This is a genomic window from Thermomicrobium sp., from assembly GCF_053493975.1.
Genome location: NZ_JBRBZA010000071.1, coordinates 1 through 24,755, shown reverse-complemented (window position 1 = coordinate 24,755; position 24,755 = coordinate 1). Strand labels below are relative to the sequence as shown.

The window sequence follows — 24,755 nt, the reverse complement described above, 5'->3', positions numbered from 1 at the left end:
CCGCACGATCCGTTCGCGTCCTGTCATCAGAGTTCGACCGAGGAGGGCCCGAACTTGAGGTGACGGGAGGTACTGGGATCCCTGAGAGATGATGGCTAGGCCAGGCGGGCCTGCTGTGCTCTGCGCCGGAGATCGGCCGGTTCGTCTGCGGACGCCAGGTGCTGGTCGAGCACGACGACCAGGAAGCGCACTGCCGCCCGCGATCTGCGCTCAACGAGTCAGCCAGGTCCGCCCATAGTCGCGCATGGCACGAACGAGAGGGATGAGCGCTTCGCCGCGCGGAGTGAGTGCGTATCGATGGTGACTCCCATCGCTTTCGACGCGGCGAATCAGTCCGGCAGCTTCGAGTTGCTTCAGGCGCGTGGAGAGAGTCTTTGGACTGATCCCGCAAACGGAGCGCTCGAGTTGGCTGAATCGATCGAGTCCGCGCGCCAGATCTCGGAGAATCAGAGGAGTCCAGCGGTCACAGAGGATGGCCGCGGTGCGAGCGAGCGGGCATCGTTCCGGCGGTAGCGGCAGCGTGTGCATCGCAGACTCACCTCCGTCCTGCCACGCGGTATGCTCGGTACGCCCGGCAGCCGGTGCTCGCCTCTGGAGCGTAGCAGTTGTTGTGGGGGCGGGGCAAGCGGGAGGGATGCGAGGGCGCGCGGTATGTCCGAGAGATTGCTGCCGATCTGGCCGGTGGCGGAGTGGTCACCCGTTGAACCGACTCTCGCGCGGCTCGCTGGCACGCTCGTTGCAGGAATCGGCGCGATCGCCCTCGCGGTCGTTCTCGTCCTGTTCGGTCCTCTGCCAGCGGCTCTCGTCCTGCCTGGTATCGTCGCGATGCTGCTCATCGTCAGCGATGTGCGGGCCGGCTTGTGGGTCGTACTCGCGATCATTGCTCTCGTGCCATATGCCGTCATTCCAGTCAAAATCGTCGTTACGCCGCCACTTTTGGAGGTGGCAGGCCTCGGCGTGCTCAGTGTGTGGCTTCTCCGGCTCTTCTTGCGCCGGGACGAGACGATTCCCAATCATCCGCTTTTGATCGCTGTCATGCTTTTCGTTGCGGTGACGGTTTTCGCCTTCGTCCTCGGAGTCGATCGTGGCTACACGTCGCAGACGTACCACGATTTTGCGAAGTTTCTGGTCAGTCTCGGTCTCTTCTTCGTGGCGTGGTCCTCGTTCCAGGGCTATGCGGACGTTCGTCGTTTTACCAGGGTTTTTCTCGTGCTGGCGAGCGTCGCTGCGGCTATTGGCTTGGTTCTCTACGCTGGTGGACCACGACTGACGCTCGCAGTGCTGGCCCGCTTGATTCCCTATGGGTATCCGGGCACTCGGATCGTCCGCTATATCGAAGACGACCCTGCGAAGCCGATGCGTCTGACCAGTACGAGCGTCGATCCCAATTCGTTCGCAGGGCTTCTGGCACTGGCTGTGGTTCTCGCGGTTACGATGACGGTCGCGCAGCGACCCGCTGTTCCTCGCTGGCTCGCCTCGCTCGCGGCAGTCGTGTCCGGCTCGGCCTTGCTCCTGACGTACTCGCGCGCAGGTTGGTTGGGTGCTGCGTTCGGTATCGGTCTCGTCGCTCTGGCGCGCTATCGCTGGCTCCTGGTGCCGGCCGGGCTCGGTCTTGCTGGCGTCATCATGTTGGGGTTCGGCGAGCGCTTCCTGGAACGACTGTGGCAAGGCTTCATGTTGCAGGATCCCGCTACGCGCATGCGACTCGAAGAGTACCGGACGGCGCTAACGATAATCCGCGAATATCCTGCTTTCGGGGTCGGTTTCGGAGCAGCGCCGACAGTCGAGCTGTGGACTGGGGTTTCGAGTATCTACCTTCTGATCGCGGAACGGGTAGGACTCTTGGGACTGGGAACATTCCTCGTTGCAGTAGTGGGCATAGCTTGGACAGGATGGCGAACCTGGCACCGGATGGCTGCGAGCGCGGAGGGCGATCTTCTCCTCGCCTGGCTCGGTGCGCAGGCCGCAGCGCTGCTGATCGGGCTCTTCGATCATTATTACGTTAACATCAGCTTTCCACACATGGTTGCGATCTTCTGGTTGGCGCACGCGATGGTGCTGGTCACCAGCACAAGATCGACAGGAAAACGACACGCAGGAGGGTGAACAGCATGGGGATGATGATCCGAAACCTCAGGATCGCCGGGCCAACACCATTGCCGCCCGCGGTCGTCGAGGCGTTGCAGCGTCCGATGGTCCCGCATCGCGGGGGATGGTTCCGAGGGTTAGTGCGGTCCCTCTTGGAGCGACTGCGCGACCTGCACCGGACAGATGGAGACGTTTTCGTGATACCGGGTACTGGATCGGCAGGCTGGGAGATTGCACTGGTCAATCTGTTGGCCCCCGGGGATCGCGTTCTCCTGCTCGTGAATGGCGACTTCGGTGAGCGGTGGCGGCGGGTGGCGGAGCGGTATGGACTGCAGGTGATGGTGCGCGAGGTTCCTTATGGGATGGCCATCAAGCCCGGTGACGTTGCAGGGTGGCTCGCGGAGACGGAGCCAGTGCGAGCTGTTTTGCTGATCTATAACGAAACGTCGACTGGGCTCACGAATCCGCTGCGAGAGATCGCTGCTGTCGTGCGGGATGCTGGCGCGCTCCTGGTGGTGGATGGGGTGAGCGCGGTGGCTGGACTGCCCCTGGAGATGGATGAGTGGGGAGTGGATTTCATCTTCAGTGGTTCCCAGAAGGCGTGGATGTGTCCGCCGGGGCTGGTCATCGTCGCTGTCGGCTCGCGAGCCTGGCAGGTGATCGACCAGGCCGGCTATCCGCGCGCTTTCTGGGATCTCCGGGAGTACCGGTCTGCTGCACGGACAGGAGATCTGCCGTCGACTGCACCGATCAGTCTGCTCTATGCCTTGGACGCAGCGGTCCAGCTGATCGAAGCGGAGGGCGTAGAGAACGTTTGGACGAGACACCGAGATCTTGCCAGGAGATTTCGCCACGTCACGAGCGAGTTGGGCTTTACCTGCTTCGCAGAAAGGGGCTACGAAAGCGATACGGTGACGGCGCTCGTCCCGCCGAGGGGGATCGATGCTGAGGAACTGGTTCGCAGCCTGGAAGAGCGCTACGGGATCGCGGTCAATGGTGGTCAAGGGCGCCTGAAGGGACAGATCATTCGGGTAGGGCATATGGGATGGGTGCGCTGGAGTGATCTCGAGGAGGTGTGTGCGGCGTTAGCCAGTGAAGTGGAGCGAGGAGTTCCTGATCGAAGCGAAGCAGTTGGAGACTGACCGAACTAGCCGTTGTCCCGTACAGCTCATGGAGCGCGACTGACGAGTCGAGCAAGGTGCTTGTCGTGATCGCGACTTCCCGGTATACTAGCGTCGGTGTCTCGCTAGCCGACGGACCGCGGGCGTCCGGAAGGTTGGCAAAATTACGGCACTCGAGGAAGGTACATGGTGGGGCAGCAGATCGACGAAGTGCACTTCGGTCGGCAGGGACTGGGGAGCATCCCGGTCATGGATGATGCGGAGATTTTTCAGCGCTTGCTGGATGACCCGAGTCACGATTACCGGTTGTTCCGGTATGGTGACGTGGTCGAAGGCGAGGTCATGCGCGTCGGCCGGGACGAGATCCTGGTCGATATCGGTGGCAAGTGCGAGGGCGTCGTGCCGAGCCGGGAGTTCCAGACCTTGTCGCCGGAGGAGCTCGGTCGGTTGCGGCCTGGCGATCGAGTGCTCGTCTTCGTTCTCCAGCCGGAGGATCAGGCTGGCCAGGCGATTCTCTCGATCGATCGTGCGCGACAGGAGAAGACCTGGCGACGACTTCAAGAGGTTTTCGAGGCTGGAGGCGTCATCGAGGCGGAAGTCGTCAACTACAACAAAGGTGGCCTGTTGGTAAACCTCGACGGCATTCGTGGGTTCGTGCCGGCATCGCAGGTGGTGGCCATCCGCGGCGGGGATGAGGTGAGCAAACAGGCCGATATGGCGCGGATGGTGGGGCAGCGGTTGAGGCTCAAGATCGTCGAGATCAATCGTCACCGCAATCGCTTGATTCTCTCCGAACGACAGGCAGTGCAGGAACAGCGCGATGCGATGAAGGCGCAGCTCATCGAGACGCTGCGCGAGGGTGAGACTCGGCGGGGGCGGGTCACCAGCATCGCCGACTTCGGCGTGTTCGTGGATATCGGGGGTGCGGATGGTCTCGTCCACCTCTCGGAGATTTCTTGGACGCGCGTCAAGCATCCGAGCGAAGTGCTGCGGGTCGGCGACGAAGTCGACGTGATGGTCCTCTCGGTCAACCCGGAACAGCGCAAGATCGCGCTGTCGATCCGTCGGACGCAGCCTGAGCCGTGGATGCAGGTGGCGAGTCAGTTCCAGGTCGGGCAGGTAGTGCGTGGCACGATCACGCAGCTCGCGTCGTTCGGGGCGTTCGCCCGGTTGCAGGAGGGTGTGGAAGGGCTGATCCACGTCTCGGAGTTGGCCGGGTGGCGGGTCGAGCATCCGAACGAGGTGTTGCAAGAGGGTGATGAGGTCATCGTGCGCGTGATCCGCATCGATCCGGCGAGGCGGCGGATCGGGTTGAGCTTGAGGCGCGCCCTGGAGGTTCCAGACGAGGAACTGGAAGCCACTTTGGGGCCCGAGGCTGTGGCGATCAAGCAGCAGCTGATCGCTCGCGGTATCACGCCGTACGGTGCGGACGGCGAAGAAGCCGAGGTGTCCGACGTCGATCTCGAATCCGAGCCGGCTGATGAAGAGCTGCCGGCCGAGAATGGTGGAGACGCCTGAGTCTCACCAGCAGGGTACCTCGAACAACGGGTAGCGAGAACGCGATCGTCGATTGCTCGGGAGGAGCCCCCAGGCCAGAGCTGGGGGCTTCGCCTTCCTGGATGCTCGCTGCAGGCGTTGGTACGCGGCGCCTGGGCTAGGTACACTTGATCGGTGCAGGAGGTGAGACGCAGGAATCGACGACGCGCGGAGCTTTCTCGCACCGGCTTTCTTGCCGACATCTCTTGAGTGAGGACGGGCATTCGCCCGGGAGTGTGTGCTATGGCGGACAAGTTCGAGAAGTTCACGGAACGAGCCCGGAAAGTGCTCGCGCTTGCCCAAGAGGAAGCGCGACGCTTCAACCACAACTACATCGGCACCGAGCACCTGCTCCTCGGTCTCGTGCGAGAGGGGGAAGGTGTCGCTGCACGGGTGTTGCAGAGCATGGGTGTGCAGCTTCCTAAGGTGCGGAGTGCCGTCGAGTTCATCATCGGGCGAGGGGAAAGCACGGTCGTCGGTGAGATCGGGCTGACTCCGCGCGCTCGCAAGGTGATCGAGTATGCCGTTGATGAAGCGCGCCGGCTCGGGCACCACTACATCGGAACGGAGCATCTGCTGCTCGGGCTCGTTCGCGAGGGTGAGGGTATCGCTGCGGGCGTGCTGGAGAGCCTCGGTGTGAACCTGGAAAAGGTGCGCCAGCAGGTTCTACAGGTGCTGGCACAAGGGACGGCCTACCAGCAGCGTGCGCAGCAGACCAAGACGCCTTATCTCGATGCGCTGGGATTCGATCTCACCGAGGCAGCGCGGCTCGGGAAGCTCGATCCAGTCATCGGTCGGCACAACGAAATCGAGCGCGTCATGCAGATCCTCTCGCGCCGGACCAAGAACAACCCGGCCTTGATCGGAGAGCCGGGCGTCGGCAAGACCGCGATCGTAGAGGGGCTGGCCCAGCGGATCGTTGCCGGTGACGTGCCGGAGCCCCTGCAGGGCAAGCGCCTGGTCGCCTTGGATATCGGTGCGTTGGTCGCTGGAACCAAGTATCGCGGCGAGTTCGAAGAACGGCTCAAGAAGATCGTCGCGGAGGTCAAGGAGTCGGGGACGATCCTGTTCATCGATGAACTCCACACGTTGGTCGGCGCTGGCGCGGCTGAGGGAGCTGTCGATGCCGCGAACATCTTGAAGCCCGCGTTGTCGCGTGGTGAGGTGCAAACGATCGGTGCGACGACGCTCGACGAGTATCGGAAGTACATCGAGCGAGACGCAGCACTGGAGCGGCGATTCCAGCCCGTCATCGTGAACGAGCCGACTGTCGAGGAAACGATCGAGATCCTCAAGGGGATCCGTGAGCGGTACGAGGAGCATCACAAGCTCAAGATTTCGGATGAGGCGCTTCATGCGGCTGCTGTGTTGGCAGCACGGTACGTGACCGATCGGTTCTTGCCCGACAAGGCGATCGACTTGGTGGACGAGGCTGCATCGCGTGTCCGGATGTATCGCTCTGCCTCACCACCGTCGCTCAAGGAGGCTCGTCGCGGGCTGGAGTCGCTGCGACGCGAGCTGGATGCCGCAGTGGCGAGCCAGGAGTTCGAGTTGGCTGCCGAGTTGCGTGAGCGCGAGCGGCAGTTGGTGCAGCGTATCCACGAACTGGAGCAGCACTGGCGCGAAGAACAGGGCCAGGAAGAACCGGTCGTCACGGAAGAGGATATTGCGCAGGTCGTCTCGATGTGGACGGGTATTCCGCTCACCCGTTTGCACACCGAGGAGAGCGAGCGCCTGCTCCATATGGAGGAAGCGCTGCATGAGCGCGTGATCGGGCAGGACGAAGCGATTTCGACGCTCGCTCGAGCTGTGCGCCGTGCTCGTGCGGGACTCAAGGATCCGCGGCGACCGATCGGGACCTTCATCTTCCTCGGACCGACGGGAGTCGGGAAGACACTCTTGGCGCGTGCGCTCGCTGAGTTCATGTTCGGTAGCGAGGATGCGCTGATCAAGATCGATATGAGCGAGTTCATGGAGCGGCACACGGTGTCGCGTCTCGTGGGGGCGCCGCCCGGCTACATCGGGTACGAGGAAGGTGGACAGCTGACGGAAGCGGTGCGCCGCAAGCCGTATTCGGTGATCCTGCTCGACGAGATCGAGAAAGCGCATCCGGAAGCGTTCAACATCCTCCTCCAGATCATGGAGGACGGGAACCTGACGGATGCCAAAGGCCGGCGCGTCGACTTCCGGAACACCATCCTGATCATGACGTCGAACATCGGGGCGGAACTGATCCAGCGCGAAGGTAGCCTCGGCTTTGCGGTGGCTGACGATCCAACCAAGAAGATGCAAGCTGATTACACTGCGATGAAGGACAAAGTCCTCTCGCAGCTCAAGCAGACCTTCCGGCCGGAGTTCCTGAACCGGATCGATGCGGTCATCGTCTTCCATCCGCTGACGCCAGAACATGTTCGACAGATCGTCGATCTGGAACTCAAGCGGATCCGCAAGCAGCTGGCGGAGCAACAGATCGGCCTCGAAGTCACCGATGCAGCAAAGGATCTTTTGGCGAAGCGCGGCTACGACCGACAGTTCGGAGCCCGTCCATTGCGGCGGATCATCCAGAACTTGATCGAGGATCCGTTGGCGGAAGCGATCCTCGCTGGGCGGTTCAAGCCGGGAAGCACCGTCGTCATCGATGTCCGCGACGACTTGCTCACTATCGAGCCGGCAGAAGCGCTGAGTACGGTCTCATAACTGAGTAGGTTTTCGTACCGAGGCACGGCACTGGTTTCGGCCAGTGCCGTGTTCGTTTATACTTGTCACTCGAACGGGTGTTCTCACTGGGAGAGGAGGATTCGTGCCACGGAGTCGAACACGCCGTCGCACGGTTTGGGTTTGCCAGTCGTGTGGGCTGGAAAGTTCGGGCTACTACGGGCGCTGTCCTTCGTGCGGTGCATGGGGCACGATGGTCGAGCAAGCGGTAGAAACTGCCCCGGCAACAGGAGACGCGAAAGGAACTGGCGTCCCAGTGCAGGAACTCTCACGTGTAACCAGCGCCGAACGAACGCGCCTATCGCTCCGATCACCAGAGTTCGATCGTGTCCTCGGCGGTGGCTTGGTTCCTGGAGCACTGGTGTTGCTCGGTGGCGACCCGGGAATCGGCAAATCGACTCTGCTCCTGCAGACGGCGCTGCGATTGGCGAGCGAGGGACTGCGGGTACTGTATGTTGCTGCGGAAGAGTCACCGGAGCAAATCAGATTGCGCGCAGACCGACTGGGTGCGACCAGCGACGGGGTGCTGATTCTGGCGGAGACCGCGCTCGATCGCGCGATCGAAGTCGCGCAAGAGCTCGATCCAGCCATGCTCATCGTCGATTCGATTCAGACAGTCTTCCTGAGCAGCAGCGAGTCTTCGCCTGGGAGCGTCTCGCAAGTTCGCGACTGCACGGCGCAACTCTTGCAGTTCGCGAAGCGCGCGCGGACACCCGTCTTCCTCGTCGGGCATGTGACGAAGGAAGGTCTGATCGCGGGTCCTCGCGTCGTCGAGCACATGGTGGACGTCGTTCTCTACCTCGAGGGAGAGCGTTTCCATCAACACCGGCTGCTGCGAGCAGCCAAGAATCGGTTCGGATCGACCAACGAAATCGGTGTTTTCGAGATGACGGACAGCGGACTCCTCGATGTGAGCAATCCCTCAGCACTCTTCCTTGCTGAGCGGGCGTCGCATGCCACCGGGAGTGCCGTCGTGGTCACGTTGGAGGGGACGCGACCCTTTCTCATCGAGGTGCAGGCGTTGACGAGTTTCGCGGGATACGGGACACCGCGGCGGATCGCTACTGGCTTCGATGCGACACGCTTACAAGTCCTCGTAGCCGTGCTGGCGAAGCATGCCGGACTCAAGCTCGGTGAGCAGGACGTCTTCGTCAATGTGACTGGAGGCTATCGACTCGTCGAGCCGGCGGCCGATCTCGGTGTCGCCCTTGCGATCGCTTCCTCGGCGAGCGGTTTACCGCTCGATGACGATGCCGTCTTCATCGGTGAGCTGGGGCTGGCGGGGGAAGTACGCAGCGTGCATGGGCTCGAGCGGCGCCTCCAAGAGGCAGCCCGCCTGGGCTTCCGTTCCGCGTACGTTCCGGCAGCGGCGCGGATTTCGTCACCCATCAGCGAGCTCCGCATCGTTCCTGTTAGTTCGATCGCGCAGGCGGTCAGTTCTTTAGCGGTACGCGCGGTACAGGATCGACTCTCTCGCGGTGGGCAACTCGAAGAATGAGCATCGCCAGTCGCTCCGCTGCATCGGGTATGACCAGAGTGCGAGCCAACTCGCCCATCGACCGGAGCTGCGCGGGGTCGTCCAGAAGATGTCGGATCAGCTCGACGAGACGCGATCGGGTGAGCTGTTCTTGCGGGAGGATGATCGCTGCTCCGCGATCCGCCAGCAAACGTGCGTTAGCCGTTTGCTCGTCTCCGCGGGCACCAGGAAGCGGGATGAAAAGAGCCGGTTTGCCGAGCACTGCGATTTCGGCGACCGTACTCGCGCCTGCTCGTCCGATCACCAAGTCTGCTGCCGCGTAAATGTCAGCGAGTTCCTCAGTGAAGCGCTCTCGAACGACATATCGCTGCTGGAGACACTCCGGAAGTTGAGCGCGGGCCTGCTGCAAGCGTGGCAGATCACCATTGACACTCGTTGGCCCACACTGATGGACGATCTGTGTTATCGCCAGCAGGTGGGGAAGAGACTGGCGAACCGTTTCGTTGATCGCGTGAGCGCCGAGTGCTCCGCCGGTGATGTAGACGATCGGAAGCTCGTCGGTAAGTCCCAGGCTCCGGCGTGCGCGGTCTGCATCCCCGCCGAGAAGGTCACGGCGGACCGGTAATCCCGTGTGCACGATGGATCGTGCTCGCAGGTGAGCACGGGTGCTTTCCCACGAGATCGCCACGACGTCAGCGAAGGCCGCGGCGATTCGTGTCGCCAGTCCGGCCACCGCGGTTTGTTCATGGATGACGATCGGGAGACGGGCGAGCCAGGCTCCGATCACGACGGGGACGCTGACGTATCCACCGGTGGCGAAGACGATGGCGGGCCGAAAGGTACGCATCGCATAGTAGGCTCCCGTGATCCCGAGTGGAATCAGCGCGAGATCCACGAGTGTTCGGGGTGTCAACTCGCGGCGTAGTTTGCCCGTAGGGATCCACCGGTAACGGAGTCCCCGCTCGCGCGCGACCTGTCGTTCGGTTCCTCTCCGTGATCCGATCCAAAGAATGTCGAGCTCGGTGAGCTTGGCGAGCGCATCGAGGGTTGCCACGGCGGGAAACGTGTGGCCTCCAGTGCCGCCTCCGCCGATCACGATGCGCAATGGTGCGCGCACGTTCTCTCCCCTCATCCCTGTCTGCGATGGTACCGCGTGTCCTGCGTCTGTGAACAGGCGAACAGCAGGAGGGGTGAGGGTAGAATTCGAAAGACACACGAGGGCACGAGCCGGATGTGAACAGGCTCTGCCGGAAGGAGCTGTGGCGGTGCATGGATGGAGTATGGTCGCCGTTGTGGCGACGATCGTTCTGGTCGTGGATCAGCTGAGCAAGGCGCTCGTGCTCACCTTTTTGGCGCCGGGTGCAGCTCATGCGGAGGTCATGATCGTGCCCGGATTGCTAAGGTTTTATTATGTCGAAAACACGGGGGCAGCGTTCGGTCTCTTTCAGGGAAAGAACCCATTGCTTGGTTTTCTCGCCTTCAGTGTCGTTGTTGCGCTCGTCGTTTGGTTTCGGGAGCTCGTACGGTACTGGCCCGGTGCACTGGCTCTGGGGTTACAGTTAGGTGGAGCGGTCGGTAATCTGGTCGACCGGTTTCGTCACGGTTTCGTCGTCGATTTCATCGATTTCCCGTTTTGGCCGACGTTCAATGTGGCTGATAGTGCGATCACTATCGGCGTTCTCATGGTACTGTACGTGCTCCTGCGCCAAGGGCAACAGGAGTCGCCAAAAGCACCGGAAGCAGAGAGGATCGACGCGGAGCATCAGATTCGATGACGGTTCGATCACGTGAAGCGATTCGACTCGTTCTCCAAATCTCCGAGCGGGAACATGGCGAACGACTAGACAAGTTGATCGCCAGTCGGGTGACTGGTATGAGTCGTAGTTTCGTGCAACAGCTGATGAAGCGCGGCGCGATCCTCGTCAATGGTGAGCCGTGCAAGCCAGCGCAGCGTGTCCGCTATGGCGATCGCCTGGAGGTCTATCTCCCGCCAGTGGAGCCACCGACTGATTTGGAACCGGAGTTCTTGCCTATTCCGGTCATTTATGAAGACGAGGATATCATCGTCTTCGACAAGCCGCCGGGGATCGTGACTCATCCGGCTCCTGGTCACGAGCATGGGACGCTAGTGAATGCCTTGAAGGCGATCAGGCCGAATCTTCAGGTGCAGCCGAGTCATCGTCCTGGCATCGTCCATCGATTGGACAAGGACACCTCGGGGCTACTCGTCGTGGCGAAGACGGAAGCGGCTCGCTTGTCGCTCCTCGAGCAGTGGCAGAGTCGAAGCGTGGTCAAGAAATACACGGCTTTGGTCCATGGTGTGGTCGAGCCGGATTCTGGTACGATCGATGCCCCGATCAGTCGCGATCCGGTCGAGCGGACCAAAATGGCAGTGGTATCCTGGGGACGGCCAGCGATCACCCATTTTCGCGTGATGGAACGGTTCTGCTGCGCAACGCTCCTGGACGTGACGATCGAGACAGGTCGGACGCATCAAATCCGCGTGCATTGCGCATTCATCGGGCATCCAGTCGTTGGGGACACGCAGTACGGTGGCGAACGGCCTTTCTGTGTTCCGGTGCCGCGCCAGTTTTTGCATGCCCGATACTTGCGTTTCGTGCATCCCGCGACCGGTCAAGCGATCGAGCTCGAGACACCGCTTCCCTACGATCTGCGGACTGTTCTCGAGGCACTGCGTCACTGCGAGCAGGAACAGGCGCGATGCCCGGTCCGAGACTGAAGGCGTTTGCCGAGAAGGTGTTCCACCAGGCGCTGAGCGCGGTCGATCCCGAACGCGCGGTTCGCGAGGCGCTGCACTTGACTGAACGATTCCTCGTCGTACGGGGCGTTCCGCATCGGTTGGAGCCGACGGACGAGCTCGTCGTCATCGCGCTCGGCAAGGCGGCTGCCCCCATGGCGCGTGGAGCGCTTGCGGTGCTGGGGAGCCGAGTCACGCGTTGTGTCGTCGTCCCCAAAGCCGATAGCTGGAACGAACGTGATTTCGCCGGGTGTCGAGTGATACCGGGCGCGCACCCGGTGCCCGATGCACGCAGTCTGGAAGCTGGACAGGCCTTGCTCGAAGCCGTCCGAGGATTGGATTCCACTGATCTCGTCCTCGTGCTCCTTTCTGGTGGTGGTTCTGCCTTGGCCGAAGTGCCACGCGATCCTTTGACCCTCGATGACCTCGTGCTGACCACAGACGAGCTGCTGCGGGCAGGAGCCGATATCTGGTTGTTGAATGCGGTTCGGCGACGTCTCAGCAGGATCAAGGGGGGAGGTCTGGCGCGGGCTGCTGCACCAGCCCGAGTCGTCAATGTGATCGTTTCGGATGTGTTGGGGAATCCGCTCCCGGTCATCGCCAGCGGACCGACCGTGGAACCAGCGACGATTCTCGAGGATGTCGTGGCCGCTGTCAAACGGCTCGGTGTCTGGGAGCGACTACCGGAGCGGGTGCGAGCGATTTTGAGCGAACCCGAGTCAGAACGGATTGTGCTCGCTCACGTCTTGCAGACCGTCATACTGGCAGATGTCACGGTTCTCGTCCGAGCTGCTGCCGAAGCGTGTCAAGCCTGGGGATTGCCCCCCGTCATCTGCGGCACGCGCTATACAGGTGAGGCTCGGGAGTTCGGTCGTTTTTGGGCGACACTTGCCCGTTCGGTGCGCAGCGATCGACAACCGTGGGCACCTCCCGTCGCACTGATCGCCGGGGGTGAGCTCACGGTGACGGTTCGTGGAGGCGGGCGAGGGGGGCGGAATACCGAGATGGCGCTGGCTGCAGCGCTGTCGCTCGAGGATGCCCCTGGAATTACGATCGCGAGCTTCGCCTCCGACGGGGATGACGGCACGAGTGGGGCGGCGGGAGCGGTGGTCGACTCGACGACGGTCGCAGCGTTGCGAGTGCAGGGTATCGACGCGGGACGCGCGCTGAGCGAAAACGATTCGGCCACGGTGCTCGAGCGGGTCGATGCCCTGGTACGGACCGGATTGACTGGCACGAACGTGAACGATCTCTACCTCGCGATTATCGAGTGAGCCGTTTGGTCACCGTGTGAGCATAGTGGTATCGATCGGTGGACGCGGCAACCAGCCCATCCGTTGGAGGGCTTCGCGCCCGAGAAGACCGAGCGTAATGCGTGATTCTTCGTCCGTGGCGTTGGGATTGTACTCGAAACGAGCTCGCTCGAAATATTGGACAGTGCGACCGTTTTCGGTGAACTCTTCACTGATCGGGTAGCCGAAGATGGCGAGTCCACCGTTTTTCTCCCAGAACTCTTTGAAGCCATACGCGATCGAGTGGCCGGTTTCCGGAAAGTAGCGTCGGTCGGTGCTGTCTGGGAAGGGGGCAACTGGCGCGAATGCTCGGTCGGCGGTGAGTTCGGCGCCCAAGCGGCCGATCGCGATGCGCTGGTCCTCTGGTGCGTTCGGACGATACTCCAGGCGAACGCGCTCGAAGTACTGCACGACGATCTGTTCCCCGGTGGATGGATCGGTCACGGAAAACTCCTCAGTCAGTGGATAGCCGAAAAGCCGTTCACCGCCGTGCGTCTGCCAAAACCATTTGAAGCCACCACTGAGGTAATGCTTTGTTTGGGGAAAGTACAGTCGATCGGCTGAACGCACCGCTGGCGGGTCTTGCGGATCGGAGGGGAGGCGCGGCCGAATCGCGAGTGCTTGGACACGGCCACGTCCGCCCGGTAGTTCGGCGATCCAGGCGAGAGCGCGCGACGAGACTGCAGGCCAAACCGTTCGCTGCGAGCGCGCGACTGCGAACTCGGTCTGCTGCTCGAGATCGAAGCCGTAGATTTCCGGCAAACCGGAGCGCCAATCTTCCCAGACTAACAAGCGGTCGCTCAAGGCGAGGCGACCGATGTGATGACCTTCGCTGACCACTGTTTCGGTGCCTGTCCGCCGATCGAGAAGGACCAGTTCCGGTGGCCCACCGCTCCGCCGGAGGCGTCGGAAGGCAATGAATTGCTGGTTCAAGACTGGATCGACTTCGTCGTCGGGAGTCGCGACGAGTGGCGTGACGGCCCTGGTCGTGCGATTCCACTGGTAGAGGTCCCAGTTCCCGTTGCGAAAGTCTTGCCAGACGATCGTATCTCCCAGCACGCGCGGCGCGCTCTGATTGGCTTTGTCGGAAGTGATAGTGAACGTTTCGCCGGTCGCCAAATCTTTGGCGCGGATATCACCGTGCGCTCCCCGGAGCTCTCGCCAGGCGACGAGCGTTCCGTCGATCGCTGGCTGCTCCACAGGACCTGGGTCGTCGGTAACCGTGAAGGTTATCCCAGTCGCGATGTCCGTTCCGGCGATTTGCGCCTTGGCAGGATCCGCACCGCTCACCCAGACGATGCGCGTGCCGCTGATCGCAGGCTGAGAGCGAACGCCGGGAGTACGGTCGGGTCGGAACTCCCGGTTATCCTCGAGATCCAACGCGTACACGTCGGCGTTTCCGGCACGGTGATCTTCCCAGACCAGCACTGTGGCGGAGGCATCGAGGTGGCTGAGCCCGATGCCGAGCGAGGACGTCGTTGCAAGTTCCAAGCGATAGTCGGTCATCTGTGCGTGCAGCGAGGGAACCGAGACAGCCGTCGACCCCACGAAGAGTGCGCAAGCAAGCAGGAAGGCATTGAAGCGCCGCGTCGATCGGGTACCTCGGATGACCTGCACGCAAGGCTCCTCCATCGTTCGACCGCGGCGAGTATACCTAGCGCGGAGCGTTCGATCGCGGTCGAGTCGAGAGGTGCATGCGATGCAGCCCGTCATCCTGGATGTCGATACCGGAGTCGATGATGCGCTGGCACTCGCGCTGGCGCTGGCGCAGCCGGACTTGCGTTTGATCGCGGTCACCACGGTGGCGGGAAACGTCGATGTGGGCCAGGCGACGAGAAACACCCGCCTCGTCCTCGATTGGCTGGGGGCGCGCTCGATTCCGGTTGCGAAAGGTGCGGCCGGTCCGCTCCTCCGCGAACATCGAGATGCCCGCGCCTATCATGGACCGGACGGTTTAGGTGGAGCGGTGCTGCCGGTGGAGCGGAGTGGACCGATACTCGACACGAGTGCGCCGGAAGTCATCGTTCGAGCGGCACGTCGCTATGCTGGAAAACTTTGCCTCATCTGCCTCGCCCCGTTGACGAACCTGGCCATCGCACTGCGACTCGAGCCGGACCTTCCCTTTTTGATCGATCGAGTGGTCGTGATGGGTGGCGCCTTCGCTGTGGCAGGAAACGTAACGCCGGCTGCTGAGTTCAATATCTGGAGCGATCCGGAAGCGGCTTCGCTCGTGGCCCGGGCGGGTTTCCGGACGCGATGGGTGGGCCTAGATGTCACCGAGTTGGTGCGGTTCGACCGGTCTCGATGGGAACGATTGGGAAACGCGAGCGATCCGCGACCGATACTCGCTCGCGAAGTCGGCCGGTGGGCATTCGAGCAACGTGGGCTGACGTCGTTTGCACTGCATGATCCTCTGGCGGTCATGGCTGCGGTGCGGGACGAGTTGATCGACTGGGTTGGTGGGCAGGTGATCGTGCGAACGGAGACGGAGGAGGTGGCGGGGAAAACGGTCTACCTTAGCGATCCCGATGGACGAGCGCGAGTTGCGCACCGAGTGCACAGGGACGGTGCGCGAGCCTTCTTGGAGCGGGCGCTCGGCCTCGATGGGAAGGGGTGACGTGGCCACCATCTGATGCGCCATAATAGGCGTATCAGGAAGCGAACCGGGTGAGAGCCCGGCGACTGGAGGCGAGAGTCGTGAGCGGTGAGACGCTACCGCGGGAGCAGCCGTCACTCCAAGACATGGATCTTCTCAGCCGGCTGACGCAATTTTTCGAAGCGCTCGATCAGCATCTTCGAGCAGGGCATGGCTGGTTCATCTTCAATGCTCGTGGACAGCGCGGTACGCGCATAACGGCCTTCATTTTGGGACGGCTCGCCGATTACCAGCTTTTGTACACGTATTACTTTGTCCCCTGGCGGGACTTCGCGCTCAACGCGTACATGGTCGAGGTCGAACTCCAGTCCTTGGCCGCGCAACGTCAGGCGCTGCAAGGGCGTGTTCGTCAGGAGTACGATATCGCAACACGCGTCTCGCGTGACAATCTCGCCAAAATGATGGTTTCGGATCTTTTGATCGTCGCTGGGGTGCTCCCGCAGCATCGACACGAGTTGGTCTTCTTGGATCAAGCAGTCGAGCGACGTTACCAGCATCGCCTTTCGACGATCCTGATCACGCCGGCACAGCCGCACGAACTCGCGTTCGAGATCGAGCGTGTGGCTCCTGGTGAGCGCTATTGGGAACGCCTCTTCGAACGGATGTACGAACGGAGTCTGATCGCGCTCTGAGCTAGAGCCGGCGTGTCAGCGCGTGATCGGCGACCGCAGCGAGCATGTCTCGGCCCTCGGTCGGTGGAAGACCGGCAAGGAGTGCCTTGGCGTCTTCCACGTACCGTCGGGCGTAGTCCAGTGCGTCCTCCAGCGCGCCGGACGTGCGGATCAACTGGAGCGCTCTCACCAAAGCGTCGTCATCCGGCGCCCCCTCCGCAATGACTTGTTCGACGAAGGCGCGTTCTTCTGTCGTCGCCTTCCCATTGAAGAAAAGGAGAATCGGAAGCGTGACAGTACCTTGGCGGAGATCTTGCCCAGCAGGTTTCCCAATCTCGTCTTCGGTAGCACGGAAATCGAGGACGTCGTCCACGATCTGAAATGCCATTCCCATGGCTCCACCGAAGTCTCTCAGGAGCTCGATCTGGTCGTCCGGAGCCTCTGCCAGAATGGCGCCGATCTCGGCTGAGCCGGCGAACAATGATGCGGTCTTCCCATAGATCCGATGCTGGTAGTCGTCCAGCGAGACATCGGTTCGCCGAGCGGCGAAGAGTTCGCGCAATTGTCCATCGCAAATACTGCCCAGACAGCGAGCGAAAACCGCGAGAACACGGGGATTCATCGTCGAAGCGGCGAGCATGGCTGAGCGCGCGAACATGTAATCGCCGACCATGATCACAATCGAAGGATCGAAAAGAGCGTTGAGGGTTGGCTGACCACGACGAACCGAAGCGCCATCGAGAGAATCGTCATGGATGAGCGAGGCGGTGTGGAGGAGCTCGATACCAGCCGCTGCGGGAACCAGGCGATCGAGATCGTAACGGAATGGTTTGGCAGCCAAAAGAAGGAGAAGTGGGCGCAGGCGTTTGCCGCCAGCTAAGATGAGCGTCCGGAGAATGTCGCCGACCAGCGGAAACTCGAGCGCTGTCTCTTCCAAGAGGCGGTCTTCGACGCGCTGAAGATCAGGTCGCATGCGGTGCAAGACTGTGGCGAAGTCCAAAGGGCCCCCAAATTCCTGTCTCGTACACCAGCTGCCCAAGGGCGGCAGCTACTGCTAGTATGGCTCAAAGACTCAGTGCCAGGAAAGCCGCAAAAGTCTGATACAGGTATGCCGGAGTGACCGAGCATGTGGCGGACCCATAGAGACGAGCGTTCGCACGGTCACGATCTGCTTGTGGACCTGTGGCATACTGCGCCGCAACGGAAAGCAGAGTGCGGGATGGGGCGGAGAACGGAGCCGGGAGCGTGTTTCCGAGCCGAACACGGATCGGTCCACGACGGGTCGAGCGTCGTCTGAGCTGGCCTGTGAGTGCGGCAGGGCTCCTGATCCCGCTCATTCTCTGGGTGCTCACGGCTGCCTATGTGTTGTGGTTTCGTGATGATCGGATAGAAGTGGTCGTGGTGGATCGGGCAACTGGTAATCCGATCGCAGGTGCGGTCATCGAAACCGACGGTGGTGCGTGGGAAACGGATCGTGCAGGACGCGTTCGGCTGTCGGTACGCGCTCAAGAGACGATCCGAGTCAGTGCACCGGACCACGATGCGGTTCTCCTGAAGCTGGACCGAGAGCGCGTGCGACGTGTCCGCATCGAGCTGCGGCCCAATGTCGTTACAGGATCGGTGACGCGCCGCGGCGACGGGGTACCGATCGCTGGGGCCACCATTCGAGCAGTGAAGGCCGGGACGACGATCGCCACCGCGGAAGCGGATTCTCGTGGGCAGTACCTTTTGCGCGGTGTTCCTGAGGGGGCTGAGATTCGCATCGAGCATCCGGACTATGCGCCGATGGTCGTCATGCTCGCGAACGACCAGACACGCTTGGATGCCGTCCTGCAACCTGATGTGGTGCTCGGCCTCGTGCGGGACACAGCTGGCCGACCGGTACGGGCGCTGGTCGCGGCGGCGCGGGGATGGGTCGAGACGGGTGAGGATGGATCCTTCCGATTGAAAGGGGTCTCTGTTGGCGATCAGATCTTCGTCAAGGCTCCCGGTTTTCGTGCCGCCGTCTTGACCGTACCCGAAAACTTTCGACTCGATGTTGCGCTGGAGCCGATCGTGATCCGCGCTATCTACATCAATGCGCTGGTCGCTGCCAAACCGGACTCCCTCGAGAAGCGGCTTCAGCTCGTTGACCGAACCGAATTGAACGCGGTCGTCATCGATCTGAAGGACAGCACAGGGTATGTCTATTATGACACGCGCGTCGAGTTGGCTCGCGAGGTCGGTGCGGTTCGTCCGATCCTGGACCCAGTGAAGTTGGTCAAGGACCTGAAGGCGCGCGGGATCTATACCATCGCCCGGATCGTCGTTTTCGAGGATCCGATCCTGGCTGAGGCGCGGCCGGAATGGGCAATCAAGGACCGCACGACTGGGCAGGCATGGCGGACCTGGAACGGCTTGGCATGGGTCAATGCGTATCGCCGAGAAGTGTGGAACTACAACATCGCGCTGGCGGTCGAGGCCGCGGCGATGGGATTCGACGAGATCCAGCTCGACTACATCCGCTTTCCAACGGACGGTCCCTTGCAGAAGGCCGATTACGGGGTTGCACACACTGCGGAGAACCGGACGGCAGCGATCGCTGCATTCCTGCGCAGCGCGCATGAAGCACTCTTGCCGACACCGGCGTATCTGGCCGCAGACATTTTCGGACTGACGATGTGGGAACTGGGTGACAGTGGCATCGGACAAAATTTGGAAGCGGTGGCTGGGGTGGTCGATTACGTTTGCCCGATGCTCTATCCCTCGCATTTCTGGAGCGGATCACTCGGATTCGAGATACCGAATGACCATCCGTACGAAGTGATGCGGTACAGTCTCGAGAATGGGCTCAAGCGCGTGCCCGAGGCTCGTGCCAAGGTCCGACCGTGGTTGCAAGATTTTTCTTACGGACGTGGCAAACCGTATGGACCGGATGAGGTACGCGCCCAAATTCGAGCGGTGTACGATGCTGGGCTCGACTCGTGGATGTTGTGGAACGCAGACAGTGTCTACCAAGAAGCGGCTCTCGAGGCGAATGGATGAACGACCGATGGCGTGGTCGTCGGTAGCGTCCGTTCATGGAACCCTATCCCTTCTGCGTGACCTTATGGTCACTGCACGTCCACGGCAATGGTTGAAGAATGCCGTCGTCTTGGCTCCGCTCATCTTCGGGCGTGAACTCCTGGATCCTGTGCAGATCGGCCGTGGTCTTCTCGCCGTCGTCGCGTTCAGCGCGGCGGGGAGTGCGGTCTATTTTTTCAATGATTGGCGTGATGCCGAGGCCGACCGTGGTCATCCTTTAAAGCGCTATCGCCCTGTTGCTGCGGGGCGACTCCGCAGTTGGCAGGTCTGGGGTGCGATCGTCGTTTTGCTCATCTTGGCTGTCAGCGCGGCGTTGGTCGTGGGTGGATCGGTTCTCCTGGCGGTCACTACGTACGTTCTCCTGATGGCAGCGTATAGTCTCGTGCTCAAGCATGTCGTCCTGGTCGACGTGCTGGCGATCGCGGGAGGCTTCGTCCTCCGGATCTGGGGTGGGGCAGCTGCGGTCCATGTTCCGCTTTCGCCGTGGTTATACGTGTGCACGATTCTTCTGGCGCTGTTTCTAGCCGTCGCGAAGCGACGACACGAGGTAGTTCTGCTCGAAGAAGCGGCGGGAATCCATCGGCGGACGCTGGACGATTACCCGGTACCGTTGTTGGATGCGTTTCTGCAGATCACGGCGACGTCCACCATCATGGCTTATGCGCTCTACACCTTTTCGGCGCCGAATCTTCCAGACGGGCACGTGATGATGGTGACGATCCCGTTCGTTCTCTACGGAATTTTTCGCTATCTGTATCTCGTTTACCGTCGCGATTTGGGCGGTATGCCCGAGCAGGTTCTCCTGGATGATCGCCCGCTGCTCATCGCCATCATGGGCTGGGGGTTGGCGGTGCTCGCTCTGCTCTATGGGCCGGAGCTGTTGAACCTGCTATGATGTGTAGCAACTTAATTGCGCTGATCGTTGGCAAGTAATACCGGGTGGTGGTATACTGCCAGGCGGAGTCGGCCGGATCGAGAGAGCGCCGTGATCCGGGAGCGGCGCAAGGCAATGAAGGGGGCATCGAAGCATGCTGATCGTTCGGCGTGGCACGCGACAGGAGCGTGACCGGATCCGGCAAGAGATCGTGGAAGCCTTCCAGACGTGGTACGTCGGTTTCTCGCCGCTCCTGCGGATGGCGGCGCGCCCGTGGCGTCCGCCACTCGAAGTCTATGAAGACGAACGGGGTTTGGTCGTCCGGGCGGAGCTCGCTGGCCTGCGCGAGGACGAGATCGAAGTGATCGTAAACGACTCGACGCTTCAGATCTCGGGTGTCCGTAGACCACGCGAGGAAGGCCAGCGGCGGACCTACCACGAGATGGGGATCGCGTACGGACCCTTCGAGGCTGACGTTTTGCTGCCGTTTCCTGTTGACCTCGACGCGGTGGAGGCGATCTACGAGCGTGGATTTCTGGAGGTCCGTCTGCCTCGGCTCGGTCATCTGAAGACTGTCCCGCTCCGATCCACGACTGAACCCTAAATTAGAGGAGTCGATCGATGATGGACGAACTGCGCAACCGAGAATTCGAAGCATTGCAAGAGGAAGCGATGGAGGAAGAAGAGGCGGTCGAGGTCGGGCAGGATGCACCGCGTGAGCGGAAGCTTCTGCCTGTCTTGCCGCTGCGCAACACGGTGGTCTTCCCGACGACCGTCGTTCCCCTGGCTGCCGGTCAGCCTCGGTCACTGCGCTTGATCGACGATGTCGCATCGGGTGACCGTCTGCTCGTCCTCGTCTTGCAGAAGGATCCGAAGAAGGAGGGAGCCGGTCCCGACGATGTCTATCAGGTTGGGACGATCGGCAGTATCCAGCAGATGATGCGCGTGCCTGATGGAACCGTGCGATTGGCTGTCCACGGGTTGCGACGGGTGCGCATCGTGGACTGGGTCGCCGAGGAACCCTATCTGAAGGCGGTCGTCGAGGAGATTCCTGAACTGGTCGAGGATACGATCGAAGTCAAGGCGTTGACGCGGACCGCGCTCGAGCTGTTCCAGCGACTCGTCTCGCTGGTTTCCAACTTGCCGGAAGAGCTGGTCACGGCGGCGCTGAACATCGACGATCCCTTGCATCTGGTATATCTCTTGGCGTCCAATCTCCGGATGGACCCGGAGGAGCGCCAGGCACTGCTCGAACTCGACAGTGTGCGGGACAAGCTGCTGCGTCTGAACGCCTTCATGAGTCGCGAGCTGGATCTCCTGGAATTGGGCAAGAAGATCCAGAGCGAGGTCCAGGAGGAAGTCGCTCGCTCGCAACGCGAGTTCTACCTGCGCGAGCAGCTGAAGGCGATCCAGCGCGAGCTCGGGGAGACGAGCGAACAGGAAGCAGAAATCAACGAGTTTCGGGCGAAGATCGAGCAGTCCGGGATGCCGGAAGAGGCTCGCCGCGAGGCGTTGCGCGAACTCGAGCGGATGAGCAAGCTGCCGCCGGCGTCAGCTGAATATGGTGTCATCCGGACCTATCTGGACTGGTTGGTTTCGCTACCCTGGAACCGCAGCACTGAAGGCGAGATCGATATTGCCCGGGCGCGGCAGATTCTCGATGAGGATCACTACGACCTGGAGAAAATCAAGGAGCGGATCCTGGAGTATCTGGCTGTCCGGCGCCTCCGCAAGGAGCGCGGGGAGGACAGTGAGCCTGGACGCGAGCCGATTCTCTGCTTCGTGGGACCGCCGGGTGTCGGCAAGACGAGTCTAGCCCAGTCGATCGCTCGCGCGCTCGGTCGAGCCTTTACTCGTATGTCGCTGGGTGGCGTTCGCGACGAGGCGGAGATCCGCGGGCATCGGCGTACGTACATCGGCGCGATGCCGGGTCGTATCATCCAGGCGATCCGTCGGGCGGGAACGAACGATCCGGTCTTCGTGTTGGACGAAATCGATAAGGTCGGAACGGATTGGCGTGGTGATCCGGCTTCGGCGCTGCTCGAAGTCCTCGATCCGGAGCAGAACAGTTCGTTCCGCGATCATTATCTGGACGTACCGTTCGACCTATCGAAGGTCATGTTCATCGCGACGGCGAACGTTTTGGACACGATTCCGCCGGCCTTGCGCGACCGAATGGAGATCTTGGTACTGTCCGGGTACACCGACGAGGAGAAACTGCAGATCGCACGTCGCTATCTGATTCCGAAGCAGTTCCGTCGGCACGCGTTGAATCCGGACGACTTCGTCTTCAGTGACGAGGCGGTTCTCGAAATCATCCAGCATTACACGCGCGAGGCTGGCGTGCGGAACCTGGAGCGCGAGATCGCCGCGATCGCGCGCAAATTGGCGACGCGTCTCGCCGAGGGACGAGAAATTCCGCGCGAGGTCACTGTGGACCTCGTGCACGAATTCCTCGGGAAGCGGCGATACCACTATGAGGAATTGTCGGAACGCACTGCGCAGCCGGGCGTGGCGATCGGTGTCGGGGTGACGCCAGTGGGTGGCGACATCATGTTCATCGAGGCGACCCGTATGCCTGGTCGCGGGAACCTGATCATCACTGGTCAACTCGGCGAGGTGATGCGAGAGTCGGCCCAGGCGGCTCTCAGCATCGTGCGGAGCCGAGCTGAGCAATTCGGCATCGAGCCGGACTTCATGAAGGACTCGGACATTCACATCCATGTTCCTTCGGGTGCGATTCCAAAGGATGGGCCGTCGGCAGGCGTCACGCTGGTGACGGCTCTGGTTTCCCTGCTGACCGGTATCCCGGTACGGGAAGATGTGGCGATGACCGGAGAGATCACGCTGCGTGGGCAAGTACTACCGGTGGGGGGCATCAAGGAAAAAGCGCTCGCGGCCCAACGAGCGGGAATCAAGGTGTTCATCTTGCCGAAGCGCAACGAAATGGATCTCGACGAATTGCCACCGACACTCCGCGAGAACATGCGGTTCGTGCTGGTGGAAACGATCGATGACGTTCTCAAAGCCGCCATGCCGGAAGAGTTCCAGCAGCGACTGGCTCGAGTTGGTCGTCGCGGTGAGCAGACGGAAGCGGCCGTCGAATCGATCGTCGCGCTCGGCTGAGTGGACGAGTCGATCGCAGACCTTCGGCGAAGGGGGCGGGGCGACGACACCCGCCCCCTTCGATTACGTTTCGCCCTCGATTCGGGCGAGTGCCGGCTGTCGACGAAGCCTTGTTGCTCGGGCGGCATCGATCAGGGTCGCAAACAAGGCGAAATGCGCGGGGAAACGCTCGAAAAGACGTTCCGGATGCCATTGGACAGCGAGCACGAAGCTGCGGCCCGGAAGCTCGACGGCTTCGATGACTCCGTCAGGAGCGACGGCTACAGCCCGGAGTGAGGTAGCGAGCGTTGCAACTGCCTGATGGTGATAGGAATTCACCATCAGTTCGGTCGCGCCGACGATACGGGCCAGAAGTGAATCGGGAACGATGGTGACCGAGTGGGCAACCTCCCCGGAGGGGATGCCGAGTTCGTGTTGGCGGTGGTTGAGAGCATTGGGGATATCGTCGGGCAGGTGCTGGTAGAGCGTACCACCGAGCGCCACATTGAGTACTTGGATACCGCGACAGATGGCGAGGACAGGGATGTCACGCTCGAGCGCCGCACGAATCAGAGCGATTTCGAAGTGGTCGCGCCTCTCGGATACGCCGTACGTAAGGGGATGGGTGGTTGCTGCGCCGTACTGCTGGGGATCGATGTCGCCGCCGCCGGTGAAGAGAAGGCCATCCAAGGAGCTGAGGAAGACTTCAGGCTCATCGAGCGGCGGGAGCACGATGGGTATGCCTCCAGCTCGCCAGACGGCTTGCGCATAATCGAGGTTGAGGAAAAGGCGCTCGGTTGGCCCGTGGGCGGCGTCTTGGTTTGCGAGATCGGGGGTGATCCCGATGAGTGGTCGTGGCACCAAACGCTCCCTTCCCAGCGAACGAGTGGCGGATTCCAGTGGTATCGAGTCACGAGCGGTTCACGCTCGCCTTGCATGATACCGCGCCGGGAATATGGACGGGAGAGGTTTCAGGAGTGGACGAAGAGGAACAAGCACGGTACCGATGAGCGTGGGGCAGAGTGGTCTGGTTGTTGTCGTGTGATGGGGAACTGGCGGAGACGACCGGGAGGCTGGAAGAGGGTGGTGCGCGGGCGAGGGGGACAGCGTGGGATCGGTGGATCTCGAGTGATCCCCTTGACAGCGGTCAGTTGGTTCGCTATAGTATCTGATGCGTCTGGCGGAGCGGAGTGCTCCGCGAGCACCTTGACAACTGGGGTGTGGTCGAGTGCACCGAGCCCTCGTGGCCGGAAGCGGCCGACATCTCGGATCGACTGAGAACCTCGCTCGTCCTCACAGGAGGACGGGCGAGGTCTGGTGGAGTGATCTTGGGATGGAGAGTTTGATCCTGGCTCAGGGGGAACGCTGGCGGCGTGCCTAATGCATGCAAGTCGGACGGGAGCACGCGCGAGCGTGCCGACCGTGGCGGACGGGTGCGTAACACGTGGGGAACCTGCCC

19 protein-coding genes and 1 rRNA gene are annotated in these 24,755 nt (G+C 61.7%); 15 read left to right on the top strand and 5 right to left on the bottom strand.

Annotation, left to right across the window (positions count from 1 at the left end):
* Window positions 1-210 precede the first annotated feature (210 nt).
* Window positions 211-528 carry a winged helix-turn-helix transcriptional regulator gene (locus ACWIVK_RS11355; protein ID WP_448576820.1) on the bottom strand — a complete coding sequence of 106 codons (318 nt, stop codon included), beginning with the start codon at window positions 526-528 and terminating at the stop codon, window positions 211-213.
* 123 nt (window positions 529-651) lie between these two features.
* Here ACWIVK_RS11355 and ACWIVK_RS11350 point away from each other — a divergent pair, with 123 nt between their 5' ends.
* The 5 genes from ACWIVK_RS11350 to radA all read left to right on the top strand — a co-directional run bounded on the left by ACWIVK_RS11350 (window position 652) and on the right by radA (window position 8,958).
* Complete coding sequence (locus tag ACWIVK_RS11350; protein WP_448576818.1) at window positions 652-2,106, top strand: O-antigen ligase family protein; 1,455 nt, start codon at window positions 652-654, stop codon at window positions 2,104-2,106.
* A 5-nt stretch (window positions 2,107-2,111) separates the two neighbouring features.
* Window positions 2,112-3,230 (top strand): pyridoxal-phosphate-dependent aminotransferase family protein, encoded by a 1,119-nt coding sequence (locus ACWIVK_RS11345; protein WP_448576817.1) that lies wholly within the window; start codon window positions 2,112-2,114, stop codon window positions 3,228-3,230.
* 165 nt (window positions 3,231-3,395) lie between these two features.
* Window positions 3,396-4,727 carry a 30S ribosomal protein S1 gene (gene rpsA / locus ACWIVK_RS11340; RefSeq protein ID WP_448576816.1) on the top strand — a complete coding sequence of 444 codons (1,332 nt, stop codon included), beginning with the start codon at window positions 3,396-3,398 and terminating at the stop codon, window positions 4,725-4,727.
* 261 nt (window positions 4,728-4,988) lie between these two features.
* Window positions 4,989-7,442, top strand: a complete 2,454-nt coding sequence (locus ACWIVK_RS11335) for an ATP-dependent Clp protease ATP-binding subunit (RefSeq protein ID WP_448576815.1) — start codon at window positions 4,989-4,991, stop codon at window positions 7,440-7,442.
* Window positions 7,443-7,545: 103 nt separating this feature from the next.
* Complete coding sequence (gene radA, locus ACWIVK_RS11330; protein ID WP_448576814.1) at window positions 7,546-8,958, top strand: DNA repair protein RadA; 1,413 nt, start codon at window positions 7,546-7,548, stop codon at window positions 8,956-8,958.
* Here radA and murG read toward each other — a convergent pair.
* A complete protein-coding gene (murG, locus tag ACWIVK_RS11325) occupies window positions 8,894-10,054 on the bottom strand; it encodes an undecaprenyldiphospho-muramoylpentapeptide beta-N-acetylglucosaminyltransferase (protein WP_448576813.1) in 1,161 nt (386 codons plus the stop codon). The genes radA and murG overlap by 65 nt on opposite strands.
* Window positions 10,055-10,202: 148 nt before the next feature.
* On the opposite strand from murG, the gene lspA reads away from it, so the two are divergent.
* From lspA to ACWIVK_RS11310, 3 genes are read left to right on the top strand one after another with little or no spacing between them, the layout of a single operon-like run.
* On the top strand, window positions 10,203-10,712 hold the full coding sequence (gene lspA / locus ACWIVK_RS11320; RefSeq protein ID WP_448576812.1) for a signal peptidase II: 510 nt from the start codon (window positions 10,203-10,205) through the stop codon (window positions 10,710-10,712).
* Complete coding sequence (locus tag ACWIVK_RS11315; protein WP_448576811.1) at window positions 10,709-11,677, top strand: RluA family pseudouridine synthase; 969 nt, start codon at window positions 10,709-10,711, stop codon at window positions 11,675-11,677. The genes lspA and ACWIVK_RS11315 overlap by 4 nt, the downstream gene beginning before the upstream one ends.
* Window positions 11,659-12,969, top strand: coding sequence for a glycerate kinase type-2 family protein (locus tag ACWIVK_RS11310; protein ID WP_448576810.1), 1,311 nt, complete (start codon window positions 11,659-11,661; stop codon window positions 12,967-12,969). Before ACWIVK_RS11315 ends, ACWIVK_RS11310 begins: the two co-directional genes overlap by 19 nt.
* 9 nt (window positions 12,970-12,978) lie before the next feature.
* Here the strand turns inward: ACWIVK_RS11310 and ACWIVK_RS11305 are convergent, their stop codons facing one another.
* Entirely contained in the window at window positions 12,979-14,604 is a 1,626-nt protein-coding gene (locus tag ACWIVK_RS11305; protein WP_448576809.1) for a TolB family protein, read from the bottom strand.
* An 82-nt stretch (window positions 14,605-14,686) separates the two neighbouring features.
* Between ACWIVK_RS11305 and ACWIVK_RS11300 the strand changes: the two genes are divergently transcribed.
* Together ACWIVK_RS11300 and ACWIVK_RS11295 are read left to right on the top strand one after the other, a co-directional pair.
* Window positions 14,687-15,604 carry a nucleoside hydrolase gene (locus tag ACWIVK_RS11300; RefSeq protein ID WP_448576808.1) on the top strand — a complete coding sequence of 306 codons (918 nt, stop codon included), beginning with the start codon at window positions 14,687-14,689 and terminating at the stop codon, window positions 15,602-15,604.
* Between the two features lie 80 nt (window positions 15,605-15,684).
* The gene (locus tag ACWIVK_RS11295; RefSeq protein WP_448576807.1) at window positions 15,685-16,275 is read left to right on the top strand and encodes a hypothetical protein; all 591 of its coding nucleotides are present in this window, start codon (window positions 15,685-15,687) and stop codon (window positions 16,273-16,275) included.
* 1 nt (window position 16,276) lies between these two features.
* On the opposite strand, the gene ACWIVK_RS11290 is transcribed toward ACWIVK_RS11295, so the two are convergent.
* Entirely contained in the window at window positions 16,277-17,254 is a 978-nt protein-coding gene (locus ACWIVK_RS11290; RefSeq protein WP_448576805.1) for a polyprenyl synthetase family protein, read from the bottom strand.
* A 245-nt stretch (window positions 17,255-17,499) separates the two neighbouring features.
* Between ACWIVK_RS11290 and ACWIVK_RS11285 the strand changes: the two genes are divergently transcribed.
* From ACWIVK_RS11285 to lon, 4 genes are all read left to right on the top strand, one after another.
* Window positions 17,500-19,278, top strand: coding sequence for a putative glycoside hydrolase (locus tag ACWIVK_RS11285; protein ID WP_448576804.1), 1,779 nt, complete (start codon window positions 17,500-17,502; stop codon window positions 19,276-19,278).
* Window positions 19,279-19,285: 7 nt separating this feature from the next.
* Window positions 19,286-20,212, top strand: a complete 927-nt coding sequence (locus tag ACWIVK_RS11280) for a decaprenyl-phosphate phosphoribosyltransferase (protein WP_448576803.1) — start codon at window positions 19,286-19,288, stop codon at window positions 20,210-20,212.
* A 133-nt stretch (window positions 20,213-20,345) separates the two neighbouring features.
* Window positions 20,346-20,795: an Hsp20/alpha crystallin family protein gene (locus ACWIVK_RS11275; protein ID WP_448576802.1), complete on the top strand. Its 450-nt coding sequence runs from the start codon at window positions 20,346-20,348 to the stop codon at window positions 20,793-20,795.
* 17 nt (window positions 20,796-20,812) lie between these two features.
* On the top strand, window positions 20,813-23,317 hold the full coding sequence (gene lon / locus ACWIVK_RS11270; RefSeq protein ID WP_448576801.1) for an endopeptidase La: 2,505 nt from the start codon (window positions 20,813-20,815) through the stop codon (window positions 23,315-23,317).
* A 63-nt stretch (window positions 23,318-23,380) separates the two neighbouring features.
* Here lon and ACWIVK_RS11265 read toward each other — a convergent pair whose 3' ends face one another.
* A complete protein-coding gene (locus ACWIVK_RS11265; protein ID WP_448576800.1) occupies window positions 23,381-24,157 on the bottom strand; it encodes a gamma-glutamyl-gamma-aminobutyrate hydrolase family protein in 777 nt (258 codons plus the stop codon).
* Between the two features lie 469 nt (window positions 24,158-24,626).
* Between ACWIVK_RS11265 and ACWIVK_RS11260 the strand changes: the two genes are divergently transcribed.
* Window positions 24,627-24,755: ribosomal RNA gene (locus ACWIVK_RS11260) — 16S ribosomal RNA — on the top strand; the annotation flags it as partial.